We start from the raw sequence: 20,721 nt of genomic DNA on the forward strand, positions 1-20,721 counted from the left end.
ACTATTTATGTCATCAGCAACTATTAAAAAACAGGCAATCTCGGGAACGGCTTGGACTATTCTTGGTTATGGAACTAGTCAAAGTTTACGACTGGGAAGCAATCTTATTTTAACTAGACTCCTCGTTCCAGAGTTATTCGGTTTAATGGCTTTGGTCAGTGTTTTCCTGATGGGTTTAAATCTCTTTTCCGATGTGGGGATTTATCCCAGCATTATTCAAAATAAAAGAGGTGAAGATCCTGTATTCCTTAATACCGCCTGGACAGTTCAGGTAATAAGAGGTTTTGCATTATGGATTGGCTGTTTGTTAATCGCTTTTCCTGTGGCGCAGTTTTATGAAGAACCCAGACTGCAATTACTATTACCCATTGTAGGTTTAAACTCGATTATCAACGGCTTCAATTCTACCAATCTACCTATTCTTCAGCGTCGTATGGAGATTGGAAAGCTAATTCGATTTGAGCTAGGAATACAAATTATTAGCTTGATAGTAATGATTACCTGGGCATGGTTTAGTCCGAGTATTTGGGCTTTAGTGGTGGGGAACTTGGTATCAACAACTGTCGAAATGATTTGGAGTCATCGCCTATTGAAAAATTCTGTTCAAAGTTTTGCCTGGGATCGTGAAGTAGTCAAAGAACTAACTTCCTTTGGCAAATGGATCTTTATCTCTACTGCCATGACGTTTCTAGCTTCGGAGATAGATCGGCTGATGCTGGGGAAACTCTTCTCTTTGGAAATGTTGAGTTTTTATATTATTGCTTTTACCTTTGCTGATATCCCCCGACAAATAGTAAGCAAGCTGAGTTTTCAAGTTTTATATCCCGTAATTGTTAAATATGCCAGTCTTCCCCGCAAAGTATTAAAGGAAAAAATGATGAAACCAAGGTGGATAATGCTGTTGGGACAGGCGATCGCCTTAACCATGTTAATCAGCTTTGGCGACTATCTTATTACTATCCTATATGACGCGAGATATGTTCAAGCTACTTGGATTTTGCCTATTTTAGCTTTGGGTTTATGGCCTTTGATGCTTTCTATTACTAGCGATAAAGCATTGCTAGCGATCGGTAGTCCCAACTACGCAGCCTGGGGTAATTTATGGAAATTTATCTATATGGCGATCGCCCTACCCCTAGGATTTCATTTCTACGGTATCTTAGGGGCGGTAATCGTGATTGCCTTCAACGATCTGCCTTTTTATGGGTTAATTTCCTATGGCTTGTGTTGCGAAAAGCTATCTACCGTCAGACAAGATATCGAAGCAACTCTAATACTGATGGCACTATTAGGCGCAGTCTTAGCCATTCGCTACAACATCGGTTTGGGGCTTCCTATCGACGCAATTTTATAAGTTATTTGTCAAAGATAAGCCATAGCTTTGTTCTATTGTCATTGTCCATTGTCCATTGTTTATTATTTATGTTTTTCCTAATCTACCTCGTGATGTTCGGCTGGATTCCAGTCGTCTTCCATCTCTTTAATCGTTTTCCCGCCCGTCAAGCTGTAATTATTGGCTTTATTGTGGCATGGTTATTTTTACCTCAAAAAGAATTTCCCCTACCTGGTTTGCCTGACTATACGAAGGTTTCCGCTACTTGCTATGGTATTGCGATCGCGACAATTGTTTATGATATTGGTCGTTTTCGATCTTTTAAATTTAGCTGGGTCGATCTGCCAATGCTGGTATGGTGTTTGTGTCCCATCCCATCATCAATAAGTAATGGCTTGGGTACTTATGACGGTTTATCTTCAGCACTTTTGCAAATAATAACCTGGGGCGCACCGTACTTTTTAGGTCGCATATATCTTAATAGTCTGGCGGGATTGGGTCAATTAGCCACGGGTATTTTTTTGGGGGGACTGGTTTATGTTCCTCTTTGTTTGTTTGAGATTAAAATGAGTCCCCAGTTACACCGCATAGTTTATGGCTTTAGTCCTTTTTCCTTTGCCCAGACTATTCGTTATGGAGGTTATCGACCATCGGTATTTATGCAGCATGGTTTGGAAGTAGGGATGTGGATGATGGCAGCAACCTTGATTGGCATGTGTTTTTGGAAAACTGGTGTTATTCGTCAGGTATACAACATTCCTATCTCTTGGCTGGTATCGGCATTATTAATAACTTTCATTTTAATTAAGTCTACTGGAGCATATTTTTTGTTGTTTTTAGGCATAGGTATATTGCTCTTTGCTTGGCAGTTTCGTTCGTCCTTAATTGTTTTATTGTTGATAGCATTTATTTATATTTATTTTGGTCAAAATACTTTAAGCGAAACTTATGTTTCCGATCAGATAGTTACTTCTCTTTCAGGAATTGTGCCAAAAGATAGAATACAATCTTTGGAATTTAGATTTAACAATGAAGAAATGCTCACCGACAAAGCTAGAGAAAAGATAGTTTTTGGTTGGGGTGGCTGGGGCAGAAATAGAGTTTATCAATATACTTGGGACGGTAAATTAATTGATGTTTCGATCACCGATAGTTTGTGGATTATTGCCTTCGGTCAAAATGGTTTAGTTGGTTTGATGAGCGTGTTTTCAGCATTTTTCTTTCCTGCGATCGCTTTTATCAAACGTTATCCTGCAAGTTACTGGTTTAAGCCTCAAGTTGCCCCCGCAGCAGTAATTACCATAATTTTAGTTTTATATATGGTTGATAGTTTATTTAATGCCATGATTAATCCTATCTTCATATTAGCCTGTGGAGGAGTAGCGGGAACGGCAGTAGCTCAAACTGTTACAAATAAGCCTCAGCATAATTTCAATCATTTAAAACATAGACAATTTTACTCTACTGAAAATTAAAGACTTGGTAAACATATCAGTATTATTACTATTTTTTTAAAAAGCCATATTAGGATCGATAAATAATATAAAAGATTTTTTATTTAATCAATTCAATTAGAGAACTAATATGATTGAGCAGACACAAAATATGACTGAGGTAACATCCAAAACAGTCGATTATGCTCATTGGGAACAATGGTTGCAAAGCGATGAATATACTAATCAAATTAATTATTGGCAAGGACAATTAGCCAATGCTGTACCCTTATTAGAATTACCTACTGACAGATCTCGACCATCAGTACAGACCTATAAAAGCGATCGCTTTTCTTTTAAGCTTGCTCAAAATTTAGTTCAATCTCTTGAATCTTTAAGTGTCGGAAAAGGTGTTAGTTTGTATGTAACTCTCTTAACGGCTTTTAAAATTTTACTGTATCGTTATACAGAACAGTCTGATATTCTTGTTGGTTCGACTTTTAACATAGATTCAAAAGAGTCTAATTTTTTATTTAATACTTTAGTTTTGCGGACTAATGTAGCCGATGAATTGAGTGTGTCAGAATTATTAAACCGCGTTCAAACAGTAACTTCGGAGGCTCAAAATAATGGCAAACTACCCTTTGCTAAGTTAGTTGAAGAACTCCACTTCGAACAGGACAACAGCTATAATCCTCTATTTCAGGTCATGTTTACTCTACAAAAAGAACATGAACTCTCAAAATTAGGCGATCGCACTAACAGACTAAACCGTCACTGTTCGATGCTAGATTTGACTTTAGATCTACAAGAAGCCAAAGCAGGAATACAAGGAAATTTAGAATACAACACCGATTTATTCGACTGCGAAACTATTAGTAGAATGGTCGGTCACTGGCAAACATTACTAGAAGGAATTGTTGCCAATCCCGAAGCAAAAATTATTCATCTGCCTCTATTAACTACCGCTGAAAAACAAACTTTTATCGAATGGAATCAAGCTGTAGAAGGTAGTGAAAATAGCAATAATTTCAATATCCAGCAGCTATTTGAGGCACAGGTAGAACTTACTCCTGATGCAGTGGCGGTTGAGTTTAATAGTCAACAGCTAACCTATCAACAGCTTAATCAACAGGCTAACCAGCTAGCCCATCACTTGCAGTCTTTGGGAATTACAGCAGAATCTTTAGTTGGTATCTGTATTGAAAGATCCTTAGAAATGATCGTCGGTCTACTGGGCATTTTAAAGGCTGGCGGTGCTTATGTACCCCTTGACCCTAATTATCCCCAAGAACGTTTGGCTTATATGGTCAAAGATGCCAATATCTCCGTATTGCTAACTCAGACTAAATGGCAGAATGCAATACCAGAAAACCAAGCCCAAACTGTTAACTTAGATTCAGATTGGTCGCAGATTACTACCAACAGTACCAAAAATCCAGGTGTAAGCATTGTAGATAAAAATCTTGCTTACGTAATCTATACCTCTGGTTCGACAGGAAATCCCAAGGGTGTGATGATTACCCATCAAGGATTGACCAGCTTTACTAAATCGGCGACTCAAGTTTATAACATCAGTCAAAGCGATCGCATTTTGCAGTTTGCTTCAATTAATTTTGATGCTGCGGTAGAGGAAATATTTCCCTGTCTCTGTGTTGGAGCAACTTTAGTGCTACGCACCGATGCAATGGTGAGCAACTTAAAGACTTTTTTCCAAACTTGTGCAGATTTAGAACTAACCGTATTGGGTTTACCAACTGCTTACTGGCATCAACTAACGGCAGAATTAAAAACTAAAGACGTTCCCTGTCCAGACTCTCTCAGATTAGTCATGATCGGAGGGGAAGCTGCAATGCCCGAACCAGTAAGGCACTGGCAAAAATATGTCGAGAAATCGGGGAAAAGCGATCGCTTACAGCTAATAAATTCCTATGGTCCGACAGAAATCACTGTTGTTGCGACCACATATCCAGTTTCTCCAACTGTTCCTTTGGTGGGAGAAGTACCTATTGGTAAACCTTTACCTCATTTACAGAGTCATATTCTTGACCGACATCAACAGCCTGTACCGATTGGTGTACCAGGAGAACTATATGTTGGTGGAGATAGTTTAGCAAGGGGATATCTCAACCGTCCAGAATTAACCCAAGAGAAATTTATTGTTCATTCCTTTAACCAAGAAGTATCGCGTCTTTATAAAACAGGAGATTTAGCACGATATTTACCTGATGGAGAAATCGAATATTTAGGTCGTATTGATAACCAAGTAAAAATAAGAGGCTTTCGGATTGAGTTGGGTGAAGTAGAAGCCGTATTAACCCAGCATCCAGAGATCAGTGAAGTGGCGGTAACTGTCAACGAAGATGGTTCGGGCGACAAACGTCTGATTGCATATATCGTTAGTTCTTCGGAAATACTGCAAACTCAGGAGGTGCGTTCTTTTCTCCAAGAGCGACTGCCCAACTACATGATGCCCAGTGCCTTCGTATTTCTTAAAGCGATGCCGTTAACTCCCAACGGTAAGCTAGATCGTCGAGCATTGCCCGTACCAGATATCAACTCCAGACAAACTAATACCGATCTAGTCTTACCTACTAATGATGTAGAGCAAAAACTAGTAGAAATTTGGTCAGAGGTTTTGGGAATTGACTCTATTAGTATTCAAGACAACTTTTTTGAACTAGGCGGACATTCTTTACTAGCCGTGAAGCTATTTGGGGAAATTGAAAGTCACTTCGATCGCAAGTTTCCTTTGACTGTTTTATTTGAAGCCCCGACAATCGAGCAGTTAGCGATTACTTTGCAGACATCTCAACAGGGAGATTTTGATTCGATAGTCAAGCTCAAAGCAGGAAATTCCCAGACACCTTTATTTCTCGTCCACGATGCCGATGGTGAAACCATCCTCTATTCCCAGTTGGCAAATCATCTTAACCCAGAACAGACGGTTTATGGGATTAGACCCCGTTATCATGCAGATTCGAGTACGCCCCTGCTACCAACTAGAATCAGTCAAATGGCAGAGAATTATGTCAAGGAAATGCGTCGAGTCCAACCCCAAGGTCCTTATTTAATTGGTGGTTTGTGTGCGGGGGGAGTATTAGCCTTTGAAATGGCTTGTCAACTTCAGGCGCAAGGGAAAGAAGTTCCTTTAGTAGCGATTTTTGATGCCATTAGTCCCCAGGGAATTGGCGATAATCATCAAGTTCCTGTCAATCAAAACCGTCAAGAAAGCTTCGCTAAAGCTTTAAAAGGGAAAAAGACCAGTTTTAAATCTTGGGCTAATGTTCTTAAAATGGCATTTACTAAAGCTTCTAACCTAATTAGTTACGAAGTCAGCACCAGAACCAAAAAACTGACAAACAACCTGCGGATTAAGCTTTTAAGATACTGTAGCGATCGCAATATTACCATTCCCAAGCTTTGTCAAAACATTCCTCTAAGAAACATCTATATCTACGCCGAAGATGAATATGCTCGAAGCAAACCATCGGTGTATCGAGGTCAACTAACCCTGTGGCGGGCTACAGAAAAAATAGATTTTGACAACCCAGCGATCGATGACACCCCTGTAATTTGGGAAGTCCAAGACCCCCTATTCGGCTGGAACAAACAAGCCACAGAAGGAGTGGTGGCACATGATATCCCTGGAGGTCATTCTAGTATGCTTCAGGCACCCCATGTTGAAGTAATGGCACAGCAATTGCAACCATACATCGATGCAATTAACCTTTAACCTTTGCCCCTTTCCCAACCCTTACAAATCAATTAGTGCGTAAGATTAACCACTATAAAATCATGTTCCACACCATTCAATTTCCCCATGAAAAAGTACTAGTAGTCATCGTCAACTACCGTACCGCCGATCTAACCATTAACTGTTTACGCTCCCTCGTCCCTGAAATGCTTTTAGTACGAGGAATTCAGGTAACAGTGGTCGATAATGCGTCGGGAGATGATTCCGTTCCTAAAATTCAGCAGGCGATCGACGCTCAAGGCTGGGGAGATTGGGTCAATCTAGTTGCTTCGCCACACAACGGAGGTTTTGCTGCTGGCAACAATTTTGCCATTCGTCCCGCATTAGAATCCGATTGTCCCCCTGACTATTTTTTATTGCTCAATCCCGATACAGAAGTTCGTCCAGGAGCAATTAGAACCCTAGTCAATTTTATGGCAGAACGCCCCAAGGTAGGCATTGCTGGCAGTAGCTTTGAATTGGCTGATGGCACACCCTGGCAAATAACCTTGCGCTTCCCCACCCTATTAAGTGAGCTAGATTCAGGCTTGCGTTTGGGAATAGTTTCTAAGCTTCTAAGCAAATGGGTTGCGGCTCGACCAAGCGGGAATAAAATCTGTCAAGCTGACTGGCTACCAGGGGCTTGTATGTTGATTCGCCGTGAAGTTTTTGAATCAGTAGGCTTGATGGACGAAGGGTATTTTCTGTATTACGAAGAAACCGATTATTGCTTGCAGGCAAAGCGGGGGGGTTGGTCTTGTTGGTATGTGCCTGAAAGTGTAGTGATGCACATTGGAGGACAAAGTACGGGGGTGGAAGTACCCAATGAACCCCCCGAAAGGTTGCCGAAATACTGTTTTGATTCCCGTCGTCGCTATTTTATCAAAAATCATGGCCTAGTATATGCTGCGATCGCCGATTTGTTCTACATCTCTGGTTTGATTCTTTGGAAAATCAGACAGGCAATTCAACGAAAACCAAGTTTCGATCCGCCAAATTATCTGGGAGATTTGATTCAAAATAGCGTATGGCTCAAGGGAGCGAGATAAAAAATATGAATACTAAGCTTGGATATTTACTACCAGAATTTCCTGGACAAACTCACACTTTCTTCTGGCGAGAAATTAAAGCCTTAGAAAGCAAAAACATTGAGGTAGATATTGTTTCAACCAAACGTCCCTCATCTGAGATTATGTCTCATACTTGGTCATCAGAAGCTGAGAGCAGAACTACTTATTTATTTCCCCCAACTACTACACTTTTGATTAAAGCTGTTTTAGAACTATTCAATTCTGGTTTACCAGCATGGTTGCGTTGTTTTAAAGCGATCGCTCAAGCCAAAGATGTTTCATTGTTGGGTAAACTTCGTCTTCTGCTTTTAATGTTGGCAGGAGCAGAATTAGCTTATCTAGCAAAAAGTAAAGGCTGGCAACACCTCCACGTTCATTCTTGTGCCGATGGTGCGAATATCGCTATGTTTGCCCACTTAATTTCGGCAATTCCCTATTCCATCACTTTACATGGTCCATTGAGGGACTATGGGGCTAATCAACGGCAAAAATGGCACTTTGCTAAGTTTGCCACAGTGATTACCCAAAAACTGTATGATGAAGTTGCCGATGAATTACAAGGTTGTTTGCCAGATAAAATAGCCATCGCACCGATGGGGGTAGACACATCTGTATATCGACGCAACCATAACTATTCCCCTTGGCAAAAAGATACTCCCTGCTACATATTTAGCTGTGGTCGTTTGAATCCTGTCAAAGGACATGAAGATTTAATCAGATCGATACCCTTGCTTCTCAATCAAGGTGTGGATGCTTATTTAACCATTGCAGGGGATGGAGAGCAGGGTAAAAATCAATATCGTCAAAAACTAGAAGAAATTATCCAAACCCTAGGACTAGAAAGGCGAGTTTCCCTCATCGGAGCTGTATCCGAAGATGTTCTCCTCCAGTATTTAGAAAAGGCTCATGTTTTTTCCTTGGCTAGCTGGGAAGAGCCATTAGGAGTAGCCATTATGGAAGCAATGTCGATGCAACTTCCTGTTGTAGTGACAAAAGCTGGAGGAGTAGGGGAATTAGTAGAAGACAACATCAGCGGAATTTTTGTCGAACCGCGATCGCCAGAACGATTGGCAGCAGCAATATTACAGGTTAATTCTGACCCCCAAAAAGCCATAAATATAGGAGAAGCTGCGCGAGAAAGAGTCTGTAAGTCTTTTAATAGCATCCGTGGGGCGGAAGTATTAATAGAAAGTATTTAACCAATTAAACAATTTTTTTAGATAAGTATTAACCATGAATTACCGAAAACTTAAAGTTCTTCTTATTGTCGAACAATGTAATCCTGAATGGGCATCTGTCCCCTTAGAAGGCTACAACTATTATCATGAAATTAGCCAGAGAGCAGATGTAACTTTAGTTACTCATGAAAGAAATAAATCGGCTTTAGAAAAGACAGCAAACAACGAAAATATTATCTATATAACTGAAGCTAAATGGGTAGAGCATTATTATAATATTGTTAGCAAAATAACCGCTAGCGGCAGAATAAATTGGCCCTTACAACACGCTCTAACCTATCCAATTTATGCCCAGTTTAATCACCGTGTTTATCAGCAGTTTAAGCAACAGGTTAAAGAGCAACACTATGATGTTGTTCATGCCATTACTCCGATGATGCCCAGATATCCAGCTAAAATTGTTCGAGCTTGTCAAAATACGCCCTTTATTTTAGGTCCAGTAAATGGAGGAGTTCCTTTTCCTGCTGGATTTAAAACAATAGCTAAACAAGAGTTTGTTCAATACAATTTTCTTAAAAAGATTGGTAGAAATTTGATTCCAGGGTATGTAGAAACCTATCGTAAAGCAGACAAAATACTTGCAGGTTCTAGCTATACTTTAAAAATGCTACAAAAGATTTTCAATCTTCCCAAACATAAGATTGATTTGTTCTATGAAAATGGTATTACTGCTAATTTTTTAACTAAATATCCCAAAGAAATTAGTAAAAATGACAAAGTAAATTTACTTTTTGTGGGGAGATTAGTTCCCTATAAAGGAGCAGATATGTTGATAGAAGCAATTGCTCAATTAAAAGAAAGTGATCGCGCCAAAATACGGTTAAATATTGTTGGTGATGGTTCGGAAAAAAGCGATCTTCAACAAAGAGTAGAGAAATTTAATTTAAGCAATATAGTCAATTTTGTCGGCTGGGTACAACAGGGAGAAACTTTAGAATATTACCGCAGATCCGACATATTTTGTTTTCCTTCAATCAGAGAGTTTGGTGGTGCGGTGGTGCTGGAAGCTATGGCTAGCGGTTTACCCTGTATTGTGGTCAACAATGGCGGTATTGGAGAGTATGTTACCGAAACAAATGGCTTTAAAATTGAACCAATTTCAAGGGAACATATAGTTCGAGAGTTGGGCAATAAGATCGAGTATCTATTAGAAAATAAAGACATACTGAAGCAAATGTCTTCTGAATCGATCGCCAGGGCTAAAGAATTTGAATGGGGAGTTAAAGCAGAGAAGATCGCTGCTATCTACCAGGATGTGATCGCAGAAAAACAGCACTTGAAAGTAATTGAACAGCCCAGCTTTGCCTAATAAATACCGACACTAATAATGTATTTAAACTAATACTTTTAAAGAAAAATATAAGTAATTAAAATGAACAATCATACTGCTTTAAATTACCAAGAAGGAAGAATTGCTATCTTATCGGAAAGAGCAATCAACGATCATGTAGCGTCTTGCTGTCTCTATGAATTTGAAGATGCGATCGCTCAAGTAGATCGAGTTGACTTTTTTACTCCAAAACGCTCTTACAAATCTGCCTATAGAAACTATACATGGGCAAAAAGATTGACTAGATCGTCAAAACTTGCCAATCATTTAAAGCTCGATCCCAATTCATTTACTTTAGAACATGATTACGATATGTTCTTTATGATTCTCGATAATCCTGGTAAGTTTATTGCTCTAAATACTCTTAGAAATTGGCGTAAAAAATGCCAGAAAGCTGTCTGCTATATTATCGAAATTTGGGAAGAACAAATACCTCAATGGAAACCAATTCTTGAACTATTTCAAGACTTCGATCATATTTATTTAGGACATAAAAATTCGGTGGAAGCAGTAGCAGAAATTACTGGTGTTCCCTGTACCTATTTACCCTTTGGTACAGACGCGATTAGATTTAGTCCCAACTCCATCACTTCCCCTCGCGGTATCGATGTAACTAATATCGGTCGTCGTTCGGTAGTCACCCATCAGGCTTTGCTAGATCGAATGGAGTTGGGCGACTTTTTCTACTACTACGATACTCCTAAAAATTTTCATATTCAAAACCCTCAAGAACACCGCAATCTTTTGGCTAACTTAGCTAAAAATAGTCGTTACTGGATTACCAATAATCCCAACTTCAATGACGATCCTCGTTCTAAAAAAGGTATTCAAAAAGAAATAGGCTACCGCATTTTTGAAGGCACTGCGGGAGGAGCGATCGCCATTGGCAATCAAACCGCCACCGAGGAATTTAATAAACATTTTGACTGGAAAGATTCTTTAATTTCCATCCCCGCCGATGCCAGCAACATCGCCGACATTATCGAAGAACTAGACGGTCAAAGCGATCGCATCGAACAAATTCGCCGTCATAATATTTCTAACTCACTCCTCAGACATGACTGGGTATACCGCTGGCGACATATCTTAGAAACTGCTGGGTTAGAAATTACTCCCGAAATACTGACGAGAGAACTTCAACTAAAGCAACTTGCCGAAAGGTTTTCTCCTATTCCTACTCTCTCCAAAAGTTAATCCGATGAAAGCACTTAAAACCGTAACCAAATCTAATTCAACTGTCGAACCAGATTGGTCAAGAGAAAAAATATCTCGCTGGTGGAGTCCTTCCGAACAGCTACTTAAATCGATTCGTAGTTATCAAAGTTGGCAACAAAGAAAAATTCTAGGATTTGCTTTTTCTAAAATCAACGTACTCGAACATCGGTTTTGGAGTGTGGTTACTGCTGCCGATATTCCGATTAATTCCCACCTTGGAGGAGGATTACTGTTGATTCACCCCAACGGCATTATTATCCATCCCGAAGCAACTATCGGCGTAAACTGCCTCATTTTTCAACAGGTAACAATTGTAGGTGGAGTCAAAATTGGCAGTCATGTAGATATAGGTGCAGGGGCAAAAATTATTCGTCCTGTAACTATTGGAGACTATGCCCAAATTGGTGCTAATGCCGTAGTAGTTAATGATGTTCCAATGGGGGCAACCGTGGTTGGAATACCTGCAAAAATAGTGGTTTAGTCATGACAATACTCAACAAAAGAGAACTCGGTTTGGTAGTTATTGGGCGCAACGAAGGAGATTTACTGCGTCAATGCTTATTATCTGCGATCGCCGTCGTGCCTTATATTGTCTATGTTGACTCTGGTTCGACTGACAACAGTGTTACCATGGCTCGATCTTTAGGGGTAGAAATAGTCGAACTCGATCTATCCCGACCCTTTACCGCAGGTCGTGCCAGGAATGAAGGTTTCTTTTATTTAACTGCCCAATATCCCCAAATTGAATTAGTTCAGTTTGTAGATGGAGACTGTGAAATTGTCGATGGGTGGCTAACAACTGCCCAAGAAACTCTAGAAGCTGAACCAAATATTGCGATCGCCTGTGGTCGTCGTCGGGAACGTTATCCAGATAAATTTATTTATAATCGACTGTGCGACCTTGAATGGGATACTCCTGTAGGTGAAATCAAAGCCTGTGGTGGCGATTTTATGGTGCGCGTAACGGCATTCCAATGGGTGGGGGGATTTAATCCTACTTTAATCGCTGGAGAAGAACCAGAACTATGTATCAGACTACGTCAACAGCATCGGCAAATTCTCCGTATCGACGCAGACATGACTCTACATGATGCTTGCATGACTACTATTGGTCAATGGTGGCAAAGAGCTGTGCGCGGTGGCTATGCTTATGCTGAAGGTTCTTGGCTTTATGGCAAAACTGCCGAACGTCATTGGGTAAAAGAAAGTCGTAGTATCTGGTTTTGGGGTTTAATTTTGCCCCTATTAATCGTAGTTTTGCTGCTACCCACTAACAATTTTAGTTTACTTTTGCTGGGCTTATATCCTCTGGTGATTTATCGCGTTTATCAGAGTTTAGATCGACAAATTGCTCGTAAAGATGCTTGGTCTTATGCTATCCACTGTATTTTGAGTAAATTTCCCCAAATCCAGGGACAAATTCGTTTTCATTGGGCAAGATTACAAGGAAAACGCAGTAACTTAATTGAATATAAAAGTACTATATATTAGTTTTATTGAGTTTTTCAAAATTTTTTTGAAAATAATTAATCTCTTTTTAAATAACGTCACAATTAGAAATGTTGTATATCACAGTATTGGACAGAGGGCATTGTTAGGGTGTGGGCGTTATAAGTAAAAGTAGAAAATATATGATTATTGCAGATAAGAAAAAAGCTATTTTTATTCACATAGAAAAAACTGGGGGTCGTAGTATAACTAAACTTTTAGCTCCTTATATTTCTGAAAAATATAGACAAAAAAACTCAAGAATGCCTGGTTCTGGAAGAGGTTGGGGCCCAACTTGGCATATTAATCCACAACATTCTAGATTCTCAGAATCTTTACCAATTCTAGACAATTTCAATATTAAACCCCAAGAATATTTTAAATTTGCGATAGTCAGAAATCCCTATAGTCGGTTATTATCAGTTTGGTTGAATAAGTACAGATCGCCAATGGACGTACACCAAACTATAACCAATAAATTAAGATTTCAAATTGCCAAACATACTGGGATTAAAAAGTTTCCTTCTCAGCATTTTTACGAAATTTATCCTGATGGTAGTTTTAAAAATTTTGTTCTTTTTATCGACTATATTGTAACTAATTACTCAACAGAAATTGCCAGAAGATATATCGGTGCAACTGATCAATATAGTTATATTGAAAACGATCGCAATCTTGAATTTGATTTGATTGGTAAATTAGAAAATATAAACTTAGATTTAGCAGCAATCAACGATCAATTGCAGTTAACTAAAGGTTATGAAATTCCCCATTTAAACAAAAATGACCAATCTAAAAACAAGAAAAAATTCTTAGAATTTTATGACGATGAATCAATTGAAATAGTCAACAGACTCTTTGTTAGAGACTTCAAGACTTTTGGTTACGAACGATTATCATCGGTTGCTGAATCTCAAGAAAGCCAACCCAAAATAGGAGAAAATATATCTTCGAGGGAAGAAAGTTTCCGTTAGGTTGCTTAATCTGTTTTTCTACAATACGACAATAAACCAGTTAAATTGGCATTAATTTAGCTGGTTAGTTATTATTTGTGTTCAAATAGTCAAAACTAAGGATTTTTTTCTATTATTAACGATGTTTATTGCCCATCCTTGGAACTCCCCAGGTAGGATTTGAACCTACGACCAATCGATTAACAGTCGATCGCTCTACCACTGAGCTACTGAGGATTGCTTAACTAACCTTTGTAATAATAACCAAAACCAAAACAATTAGCAAGTATTTTGAAAAATATTTTTCCCCCCTGCCAATTCACTAGATACTAAGGATATCCTAGAGATAAAGTGAACCTTAGGTGGGACATTTCTCCTCATGCTTGTTAACCGCTATCAAACCGTCTATCTTTCCTTCATTTCTACAGACTTACCAGTCTGGAATGTAATTGAAGCCAAAGCATCTCTGTATCAAAAAGATCGAGAAAAATTCCATTTATTACTCAATCAGCAAAACTTACCTCGTTCGATATGTCCCGATCTTGCGGAAAAATGCGATCGCGGACTATTTTGGCTGGAAATTACGCCTTACCGAGTAATGATGACGATGCAAAGTAATAATCAACTCAGTTATCGACACTTTTGGGAAAGGGGAATATATGGAGTAAGTCGATATTGTCTTAACACTGCACCCGATCTTCCTAGTCAATCTTTACGATTTCGCAATTTTACGCGCTATCTCAAAGTAGAACAAGATATTATCCCGCGAAATGTCCGTATTGAGTATGAGATGTGGTCGCATAATGTTCAGTTGGGATCTTATATCCTTCATTTAGATATTGATACTTAAGTTGATCCCAAAATTGATAATTCTTCTTGGTTTGGCTTTTCTAAAAATTATCTATACTTTGGGGGTAAACTACAGTCGAAAGCATTTACAATCAAAAATTAAATATCTTTAAAATCAATCTTTAAAATCAATCTTTAAAACCGCGCTATGGATACTCAGCTAATAGTAGAGAAAAAAGTAGTTGTTTTTGTTTCTCAACCTAATTACGAACCAGCACAACGGCTTATCGATCTACTTCAAGCTGATATTGGTTTGTTTAAAGTAGTTGAGATAGACGACCTAGATAATAGCAAAGCTGATTTTGAAGATAGTTATACGGCGGTGATGTTTATCACTCCCGCTGACTTTCCTAAAGCACTGTATCTTAGCAATGCTGCGGTTGAAATTGTACGGGAATTTAATCTAAAACAACTAATCTGGATTGCGCCCAGTGCAGAAAGAAGCAGTGGTTTAGAGCAAGCATTGTCTAGAGCAGCAGAAATCATCAAAAACTCTGGCTTGGAAACGATAATTCTGCGTCATGCGCCTATATTCTCAGATTTGCTAAATTTTCAAAAAGAAATCAAATTTCGTCGCACCCTTTCCTTACCCCTAGAAAATAATTCTCTTCCCTGGGTTGCCCCAGAAGATATTGCAGAGGGAATATATAAGTGGCTTGCGGGAACTAATCGAGCTAAACCTCCCAAAGTATTGACGGGTAGAAGTCAGTTAGGGGGAATCGATCTGGCTCAAGAAATCTCTACGGTATTAGAACGCAATTTAGATGGAATTGGTTTTGCCAGACGTTGTTTTAAGGCGATCGATACTAACAATAGTGGCGATCTCGATCGCGATGAGATGTTTGCTTATTTAGAACAGCTAGCCTATAGCCAAGAAGAAGCAGAAGAGTTGATCGAACAAGCAGATACTAACCAAGACGGTTCGATTGATTTTGATGAATTTGTGGCGGGTTTGGGACGGCATTTAGACAAAATTTTGGCAGATTTGCCCCGACAAGTGCAATATGTTAACGTTCCTCCCTCTACCGTACTCTACGACCTACAAACTAGGGGATTGGACGAACAAAGTGTACGAGCTTGGTTGGCTTTAATTCATAGCTATCACAATGCAGAATTGGCGATCGATAAATCTTGTACAGAATGGTTGGGAAGAGGTTCTACTTCTTTTGGTAGTTGGCTGGAAAATCATGTTTTAAATTTCGTTAATGTCTATATTCTTCCTTCGAGGGGGATTTTAACCATTAGCGAGGGAACTTTAGCAGGAAAACCCGCTTTAACTACCCGCATGTTGCAAAGCGACGATCGCCTTTTAGTGGGAGTACGAACTTTAGATAATCGCTCTGTAGAGTGGAAATGGGAAAATAGGGATACCAATGATATTGAGTTGGTGAAATATGAAACAGATCGGGGAGGACAGCGTACTCTTCGGTTTAAAGACGACCAATTAGTGGGGATGTCGGTACAGGGTACGTGGTTGGGCAGAAAGTTGGCTAACAATTTGATGTTTAAGCAAGAATCTCTCCCTCGCTGGCAGATTAACCTCTTTCGAGAGTTAGGAGAATTACAAATTGAAGAGGTAAACAATCTTGTCGATCCAGATAGTATTGTTTGTAACTGTACCCAAACTACTTGCGGTCAATTACAAGAAATGATTGCAGGAGGGTTGGATACCCTAGAGAAAATTGCCGAAGCGACCCAAATTACCATGATCTGTGGCGGTTGTCAGCCTTTGGTAGAAGAAATGTTGGGTTCGGCTAATCTGGATGTAGCAGAGATGATGTTCAAGCAAGATCTGGGACGGGGTATTTTCCGCTTCCAATTTCGTCCCGTCAACGAACCTGTGATCTCTTATCTACCAGGACAGCATCTTTTGATTCAAGGGCGAGTTGATGGAGTGTGGGTAACTAGAGCCTATACTTTATCTTCTAACGCGGATCAAAATAGAATTTATGAAATTACCGTCAAGCGGGAAGAAATGGGGTTATTTTCCCGTTGGCTGTGCGATCGCGCGGACAAACATGCTCTATTTCGTATTTCCCAACCTCGCGGAGAATATATCCTCGAAAACGAGCCAGAAGTTTACTTTTTTGCAGGGGGAATTGGCGTTACTCCCGCTATATCGATGATGCGTACTCTAGCTAGCAGAAAAGATCAGCGTCCTTTTTATTTAGATTGGTCTGCACCCCAACCCCAAGACTTTGTTTTTCAGAAGGAACTAAATTTTATTCAAAGGAAATTTCCTAACTTTAAGGTTAAGTTGACTTCTACTCGTACTGAGGGAAGATTAACCACCGAAAAAATACAAGAGAATTATAGCTATAAAGAAGGTGCGGTAGCCTTTCTCTGTGGTCCTCAAGTCTATATGGATGCAGTGCGATCGCATTTATTAGAAGCGGGATGGGCTGACGATGCTATTCGCCAGGAATTGTTCTCTTCCAAACTAGATGAAGAAGGAAATGCAGAACCTCCCAAACGAGCTGCGGTACAGGTAGCAGGAGGAATCAAGGGTATTGAAAGCTATAGCTTTGATGTCCAGCCTGTAGGAGAAGTTGCTAAGGAAGCAGAAGCCTATCTCAAGCAGTGTTATGTCGAGAGGGGACTACCTGAAGTCTTTTTACCCCGTTGGCAGGAAGTACGAGAAGAAATTGCCAAAACAGGCAAATACGAACATACTCTAGACGAATTGAGTTATGGTGCGCGGTTAGCTTGGCGCAATAGCAGTCGTTGTGTCGGGCGATATTTTTGGCAAAGTCTCCAGATCAGAGATATGCGTCATTTGGAGACGGAAGAAGAGATGTATGGTGCAATAGTCGATCATATTAAGATCGCAACTAATAAAGGGGATTTGCGAGCGTTGATGACGGCATTTAAACCCGATGGTAGAAGATTGTGGAACGCTCAATTATTGCGCTATGCAGGATATAAACAAGAAGATGGAATGGTTTTGGGCGACCCTGCTAACGTCGAATTTACCGAACAAGCTTTAGAATTAGGGTGGAAACCCCCCGCTAACCCTACTCCGTTTGATTATTTACCTTTAGTAATTCAGCTACCAGGAAAAGAGCCTAAATGGTTCGATATTCCTCCAGAAATTATTCTAGATGTCAAGATCGTTCATCCTGATTATGAATGGTTTGAGGAATTAGGCTTAAAATGGTATGCTCTCCCCGCAGTATGTAATATGTCCCTAGATTTGGGTGGGGTGCAATATACCTGTACGCCCTTTAATGGTTTTTATATGGGTACGGAAATAGGCGGGCGCAACTTTAGCGATACCTATCGTTATAATAAACTACCCGCGATCGCGAAGAAGATGGGTTTAGACTGTAGCAGCAACGATACTCTATGGAAAGATCGAGCTTTAATTGAATTGAATGTTGCCGTGTTGCACTCTTTTAAAGAACAAGGTGTAAGATTGATCGACCATCACTCCATGACTGACTATTTCATGGAATTTATGGCAGACGAACAAAAATGTCAGCGTCCCATTCATGCAGACTGGGGTTGGATCGTACCCCCTATATCTGGCTCTTTGACTCCCGTCTATCCTCTTGAATTTGAAAACCGCATTCTCAAGCCGAATTATTTTTATATGTCTGATGCTTGGAAATCGGGGGAAACATCGAAAGGGAAATGTCCTTTCGCTCCCTCGGGGAATGATGACTAATCAAACTTTTCTTTAATATTTAACGAAAATGTTGAAGTTTAAGTCCCGTTAGGGGGAAGGTAAGATAACTTGAGCGACGAACCGAACCACATTGCGATCGCCTAACTTCCTCCACAATTTCTCGAACCTTCAACAATTCTTTCCCCTGTATTATTGGTACGATATGCCGTGAGAATGATATTCCCCGATTTAGCTACCCGAACTCCTCTGGCTGGTTGTATTTTACCTTGGGCTGTTTCTATGGGTGCGGGAATGGCTGTAGTAGGATGGTTTTTCCCGTTAACGGAAACATTGAGAGAATTCAAAGGTAATGCAGGATCGGGTAGAATTCCGCCTTTGCCATTAATATTCAGTCCATTTTTGGCTGCTGCTTCTCGATTTGCTTCGCAAGCTTGTTGTGTTGTAGATTCTGGAACGACTATATCGCTAGGCAATTCTGTAGTTCCCCTAATTGGATCGACATTATTGGTATTAATCGCAATGTTCCCTGCCACATCCCCACTAACATCAATATCGTTGCTATTATTAACCAGAAAATTATTCCCTCCATCAATGGCATTTCTGGGTTGCAAGCCAAAAATTTGCTCGACATCCAGATTAATATTACCTCCAGATCCCGCCTCCGCAGTAGCTATCAAATCGTTACCATTACCACTACTAGGAAATGCCACCACAAACCGCGCATCAATATTTAAGTTCCCGCCATCGGCGTTATTAAAAGCCCTAGCAGAAATAAAGCTATTGTTTCTTAAAGTAATATCTTCGGCAACTTGTAGATCTATATTTGCACCTTCTCCAAGTTCTGATTGAGTAGCAGCCTCGATCCTGCCTTCTGTGTCTAGATTGATTGAATTGGCTTGTATATTTATATTTCCAGGTTGTCCTGTTCCTGGTGAAAAGCTGGAATTTTCAGAAGTGGGGAAATTACTAGCTGAAATTGCTGCTCCATCTTGAATATTTAATTCGTTAGTATTTATACTGATCGCCCCACCATCACCACTTCCTACAGCAATAGCTGCTAAACCTCCAACATTATCTTCTGTAGCACCGCTTAGTTCTATTGATTCTTGAGCATTGATAGTTAAATTACCTGCATTACCAATACTTGCAGTATTAGCAGTGATCTGAGAGGCTTCGCTAAGAACTAATCTATTAGTTTCAATAGTTATATCTCCTCCTTGTCCTGATGGCTCAGAACCAAGAAATGGGCGCACTTGAGCATCGATGAAACTTCCTTCTCTAATTTCGATTAAATCCGCAGTAATGTTAATATCTCCAGCATCACCATCACCACTTAAATTAGATGTATCAATAGCAACCCCACTATCAATAATCGACAATGAAGAGGTATTGATTTCAATATTCCCTCCAGTTCCATTTCCACTGAAGATAGATGTAGAAATATTAGATCCACTATTTATAATCGACAAAGAAGTGGTATTGATTTCAATATCTCCTCCAGTTCCATTTCCCCCCAAGTCTATTTCCGCGAGGATTTTTCCTCCTGAATCTAGTAAAACTTGGTCTTGCGCCTCGATCATAATATTACCTGCGTTTCCAGTACCAAAAGTAGAAGTACTTACCCTACCTAGATTAGTTAAAGATAAAGAATCAGTGGTAATATTCACTTGACCTGCATTCCCTTGGGCAAAAAGGACTTCATTAGATATTTGGCTAAAAAAGCCATCTACAGTGATATTTCCTGCGGTAATATTTATATCTCCTGAATTTCCTGTAATTTCGAGATTCTCTACACCAAAATTACCTGGAGAGCCAACATTAGCAGAAATTTGCCCTCCTTCAGACAGAAAAAGATTTTGAGTTGCGATATTTATATCACCTGTGTCCCCTTCACCGACTGCTTCAGTAATAATTGAACTAGGAAACCTATCACTTCTTTCAATAGAGATGGAATCGCTAACATTAATATTTATGTCTCCACTGTTTCCTTGTCCAAATACTCTTCCAGTTATACTTGCTCCATCTGTGATAAAAAGATTTTGAGCCGTAAGATTTATATTTCCAGTGTTACCAACTGCTTCAGGATTAATTGCACTTAAAATACCACTTTGTCTGGAATCTCTAATGCCGTCAAAAGTAATATTTTCTGTAGCGGTTAAGGTTATATCCCCAGTCTCACCTTGATTTGCAATTGCACTAAAGATTCCACCACCATTAAGAAAAGAAATATTCTTTGCTGTAATTTCTATCTTGCTCGCATTTCCAACAGCTTCGGCAAAAACAGCAGTACTAATAGAAGCGTTATCACTATTAGTACCATCTAAAACAACATTATCTGTGGCATCTATAACTACGTCTCCACCTTGAACATTAATAGAATCACTACTAGTACCACTAAGCTTAGACGCACCTAGTTTAGGTTATAATCAGGGAAAAAAAAGAGCGATC

Annotated in this window: 13 protein-coding genes and 1 tRNA gene; 12 read left to right on the plus strand and 2 right to left on the minus strand. The window is 39.6% G+C overall.

The annotated features are described in order from the left end of the window. Positions 1 to 7 precede the first annotated feature (7 nt). The 10 genes from I4641_RS04005 (at position 8) to I4641_RS04050 (ending at position 13,817) form a co-directional block, all read left to right on the plus strand. The gene (locus I4641_RS04005; RefSeq protein ID WP_229639175.1) at positions 8 to 1,354 is read left to right on the plus strand and encodes an oligosaccharide flippase family protein; all 1,347 of its coding nucleotides are present in this window, start codon (positions 8 to 10) and stop codon (positions 1,352 to 1,354) included. 68 nt (positions 1,355 to 1,422) lie between these two features. Then, entirely contained in the window at positions 1,423 to 2,808 is a 1,386-nt protein-coding gene (locus tag I4641_RS04010; RefSeq protein WP_229639176.1) for an O-antigen ligase domain-containing protein, read from the plus strand. A gap of 109 nt (positions 2,809 to 2,917) precedes the next feature. Further along, the gene (locus tag I4641_RS04015; protein ID WP_229639177.1) at positions 2,918 to 6,502 is read left to right on the plus strand and encodes a non-ribosomal peptide synthetase; all 3,585 of its coding nucleotides are present in this window, start codon (positions 2,918 to 2,920) and stop codon (positions 6,500 to 6,502) included. Between the two features lie 62 nt (positions 6,503 to 6,564). Then, positions 6,565 to 7,551, plus strand: a complete 987-nt coding sequence (locus I4641_RS04020; RefSeq protein WP_229639178.1) for a glycosyltransferase family 2 protein — start codon at positions 6,565 to 6,567, stop codon at positions 7,549 to 7,551. 5 nt (positions 7,552 to 7,556) lie between these two features. Next, on the plus strand, positions 7,557 to 8,771 hold the full coding sequence (gene epsE / locus I4641_RS04025) for an exopolysaccharide biosynthesis GT4 family glycosyltransferase EpsE (RefSeq protein WP_229639179.1): 1,215 nt from the start codon (positions 7,557 to 7,559) through the stop codon (positions 8,769 to 8,771). 34 nt (positions 8,772 to 8,805) lie between these two features. Next, on the plus strand, positions 8,806 to 10,119 hold the full coding sequence (locus I4641_RS04030; RefSeq protein ID WP_229639180.1) for a glycosyltransferase family 4 protein: 1,314 nt from the start codon (positions 8,806 to 8,808) through the stop codon (positions 10,117 to 10,119). A 63-nt stretch (positions 10,120 to 10,182) separates the two neighbouring features. Further along, the gene (locus tag I4641_RS04035) at positions 10,183 to 11,334 is read left to right on the plus strand and encodes a glycosyltransferase (RefSeq protein ID WP_229639181.1); all 1,152 of its coding nucleotides are present in this window, start codon (positions 10,183 to 10,185) and stop codon (positions 11,332 to 11,334) included. Positions 11,335 to 11,338: 4 nt separating this feature from the next. Further along, the gene (locus tag I4641_RS04040) at positions 11,339 to 11,836 is read left to right on the plus strand and encodes a serine O-acetyltransferase (RefSeq protein ID WP_229639182.1); all 498 of its coding nucleotides are present in this window, start codon (positions 11,339 to 11,341) and stop codon (positions 11,834 to 11,836) included. A gap of 2 nt (positions 11,837 to 11,838) precedes the next feature. Continuing rightward, entirely contained in the window at positions 11,839 to 12,846 is a 1,008-nt protein-coding gene (locus tag I4641_RS04045) for a glycosyltransferase family 2 protein (RefSeq protein WP_229639183.1), read from the plus strand. A 140-nt stretch (positions 12,847 to 12,986) separates the two neighbouring features. After that, positions 12,987 to 13,817 (plus strand): sulfotransferase family 2 domain-containing protein, encoded by an 831-nt coding sequence (locus tag I4641_RS04050; protein ID WP_229639184.1) that lies wholly within the window; start codon positions 12,987 to 12,989, stop codon positions 13,815 to 13,817. A gap of 144 nt (positions 13,818 to 13,961) precedes the next feature. Here I4641_RS04050 and I4641_RS04055 read toward each other — a convergent pair. Beyond that, positions 13,962 to 14,033, minus strand: a tRNA-Asn gene (locus I4641_RS04055). Between the two features lie 142 nt (positions 14,034 to 14,175). Here I4641_RS04055 and I4641_RS04060 point away from each other — a divergent pair. Continuing rightward, positions 14,176 to 14,646: a hypothetical protein gene (locus I4641_RS04060; RefSeq protein ID WP_229639185.1), complete on the plus strand. Its 471-nt coding sequence runs from the start codon at positions 14,176 to 14,178 to the stop codon at positions 14,644 to 14,646. A gap of 147 nt (positions 14,647 to 14,793) precedes the next feature. Beyond that, positions 14,794 to 18,312: a nitric oxide synthase oxygenase gene (locus I4641_RS04065; protein WP_229639186.1), complete on the plus strand. Its 3,519-nt coding sequence runs from the start codon at positions 14,794 to 14,796 to the stop codon at positions 18,310 to 18,312. A 101-nt stretch (positions 18,313 to 18,413) separates the two neighbouring features. On the opposite strand, the gene I4641_RS04070 is transcribed toward I4641_RS04065, so the two are convergent. Next, the gene (locus I4641_RS04070) at positions 18,414 to 19,940 is read right to left on the minus strand and encodes an autotransporter outer membrane beta-barrel domain-containing protein (protein WP_229639187.1); all 1,527 of its coding nucleotides are present in this window, start codon (positions 19,938 to 19,940) and stop codon (positions 18,414 to 18,416) included. Between the last annotated feature and the right edge of the window lie 781 nt (positions 19,941 to 20,721).

The organism is Waterburya agarophytonicola KI4 (assembly GCF_020640915.1).
Lineage (GTDB): Bacteria > Cyanobacteriota > Cyanobacteriia > Cyanobacteriales > Xenococcaceae > Waterburya > Waterburya agarophytonicola.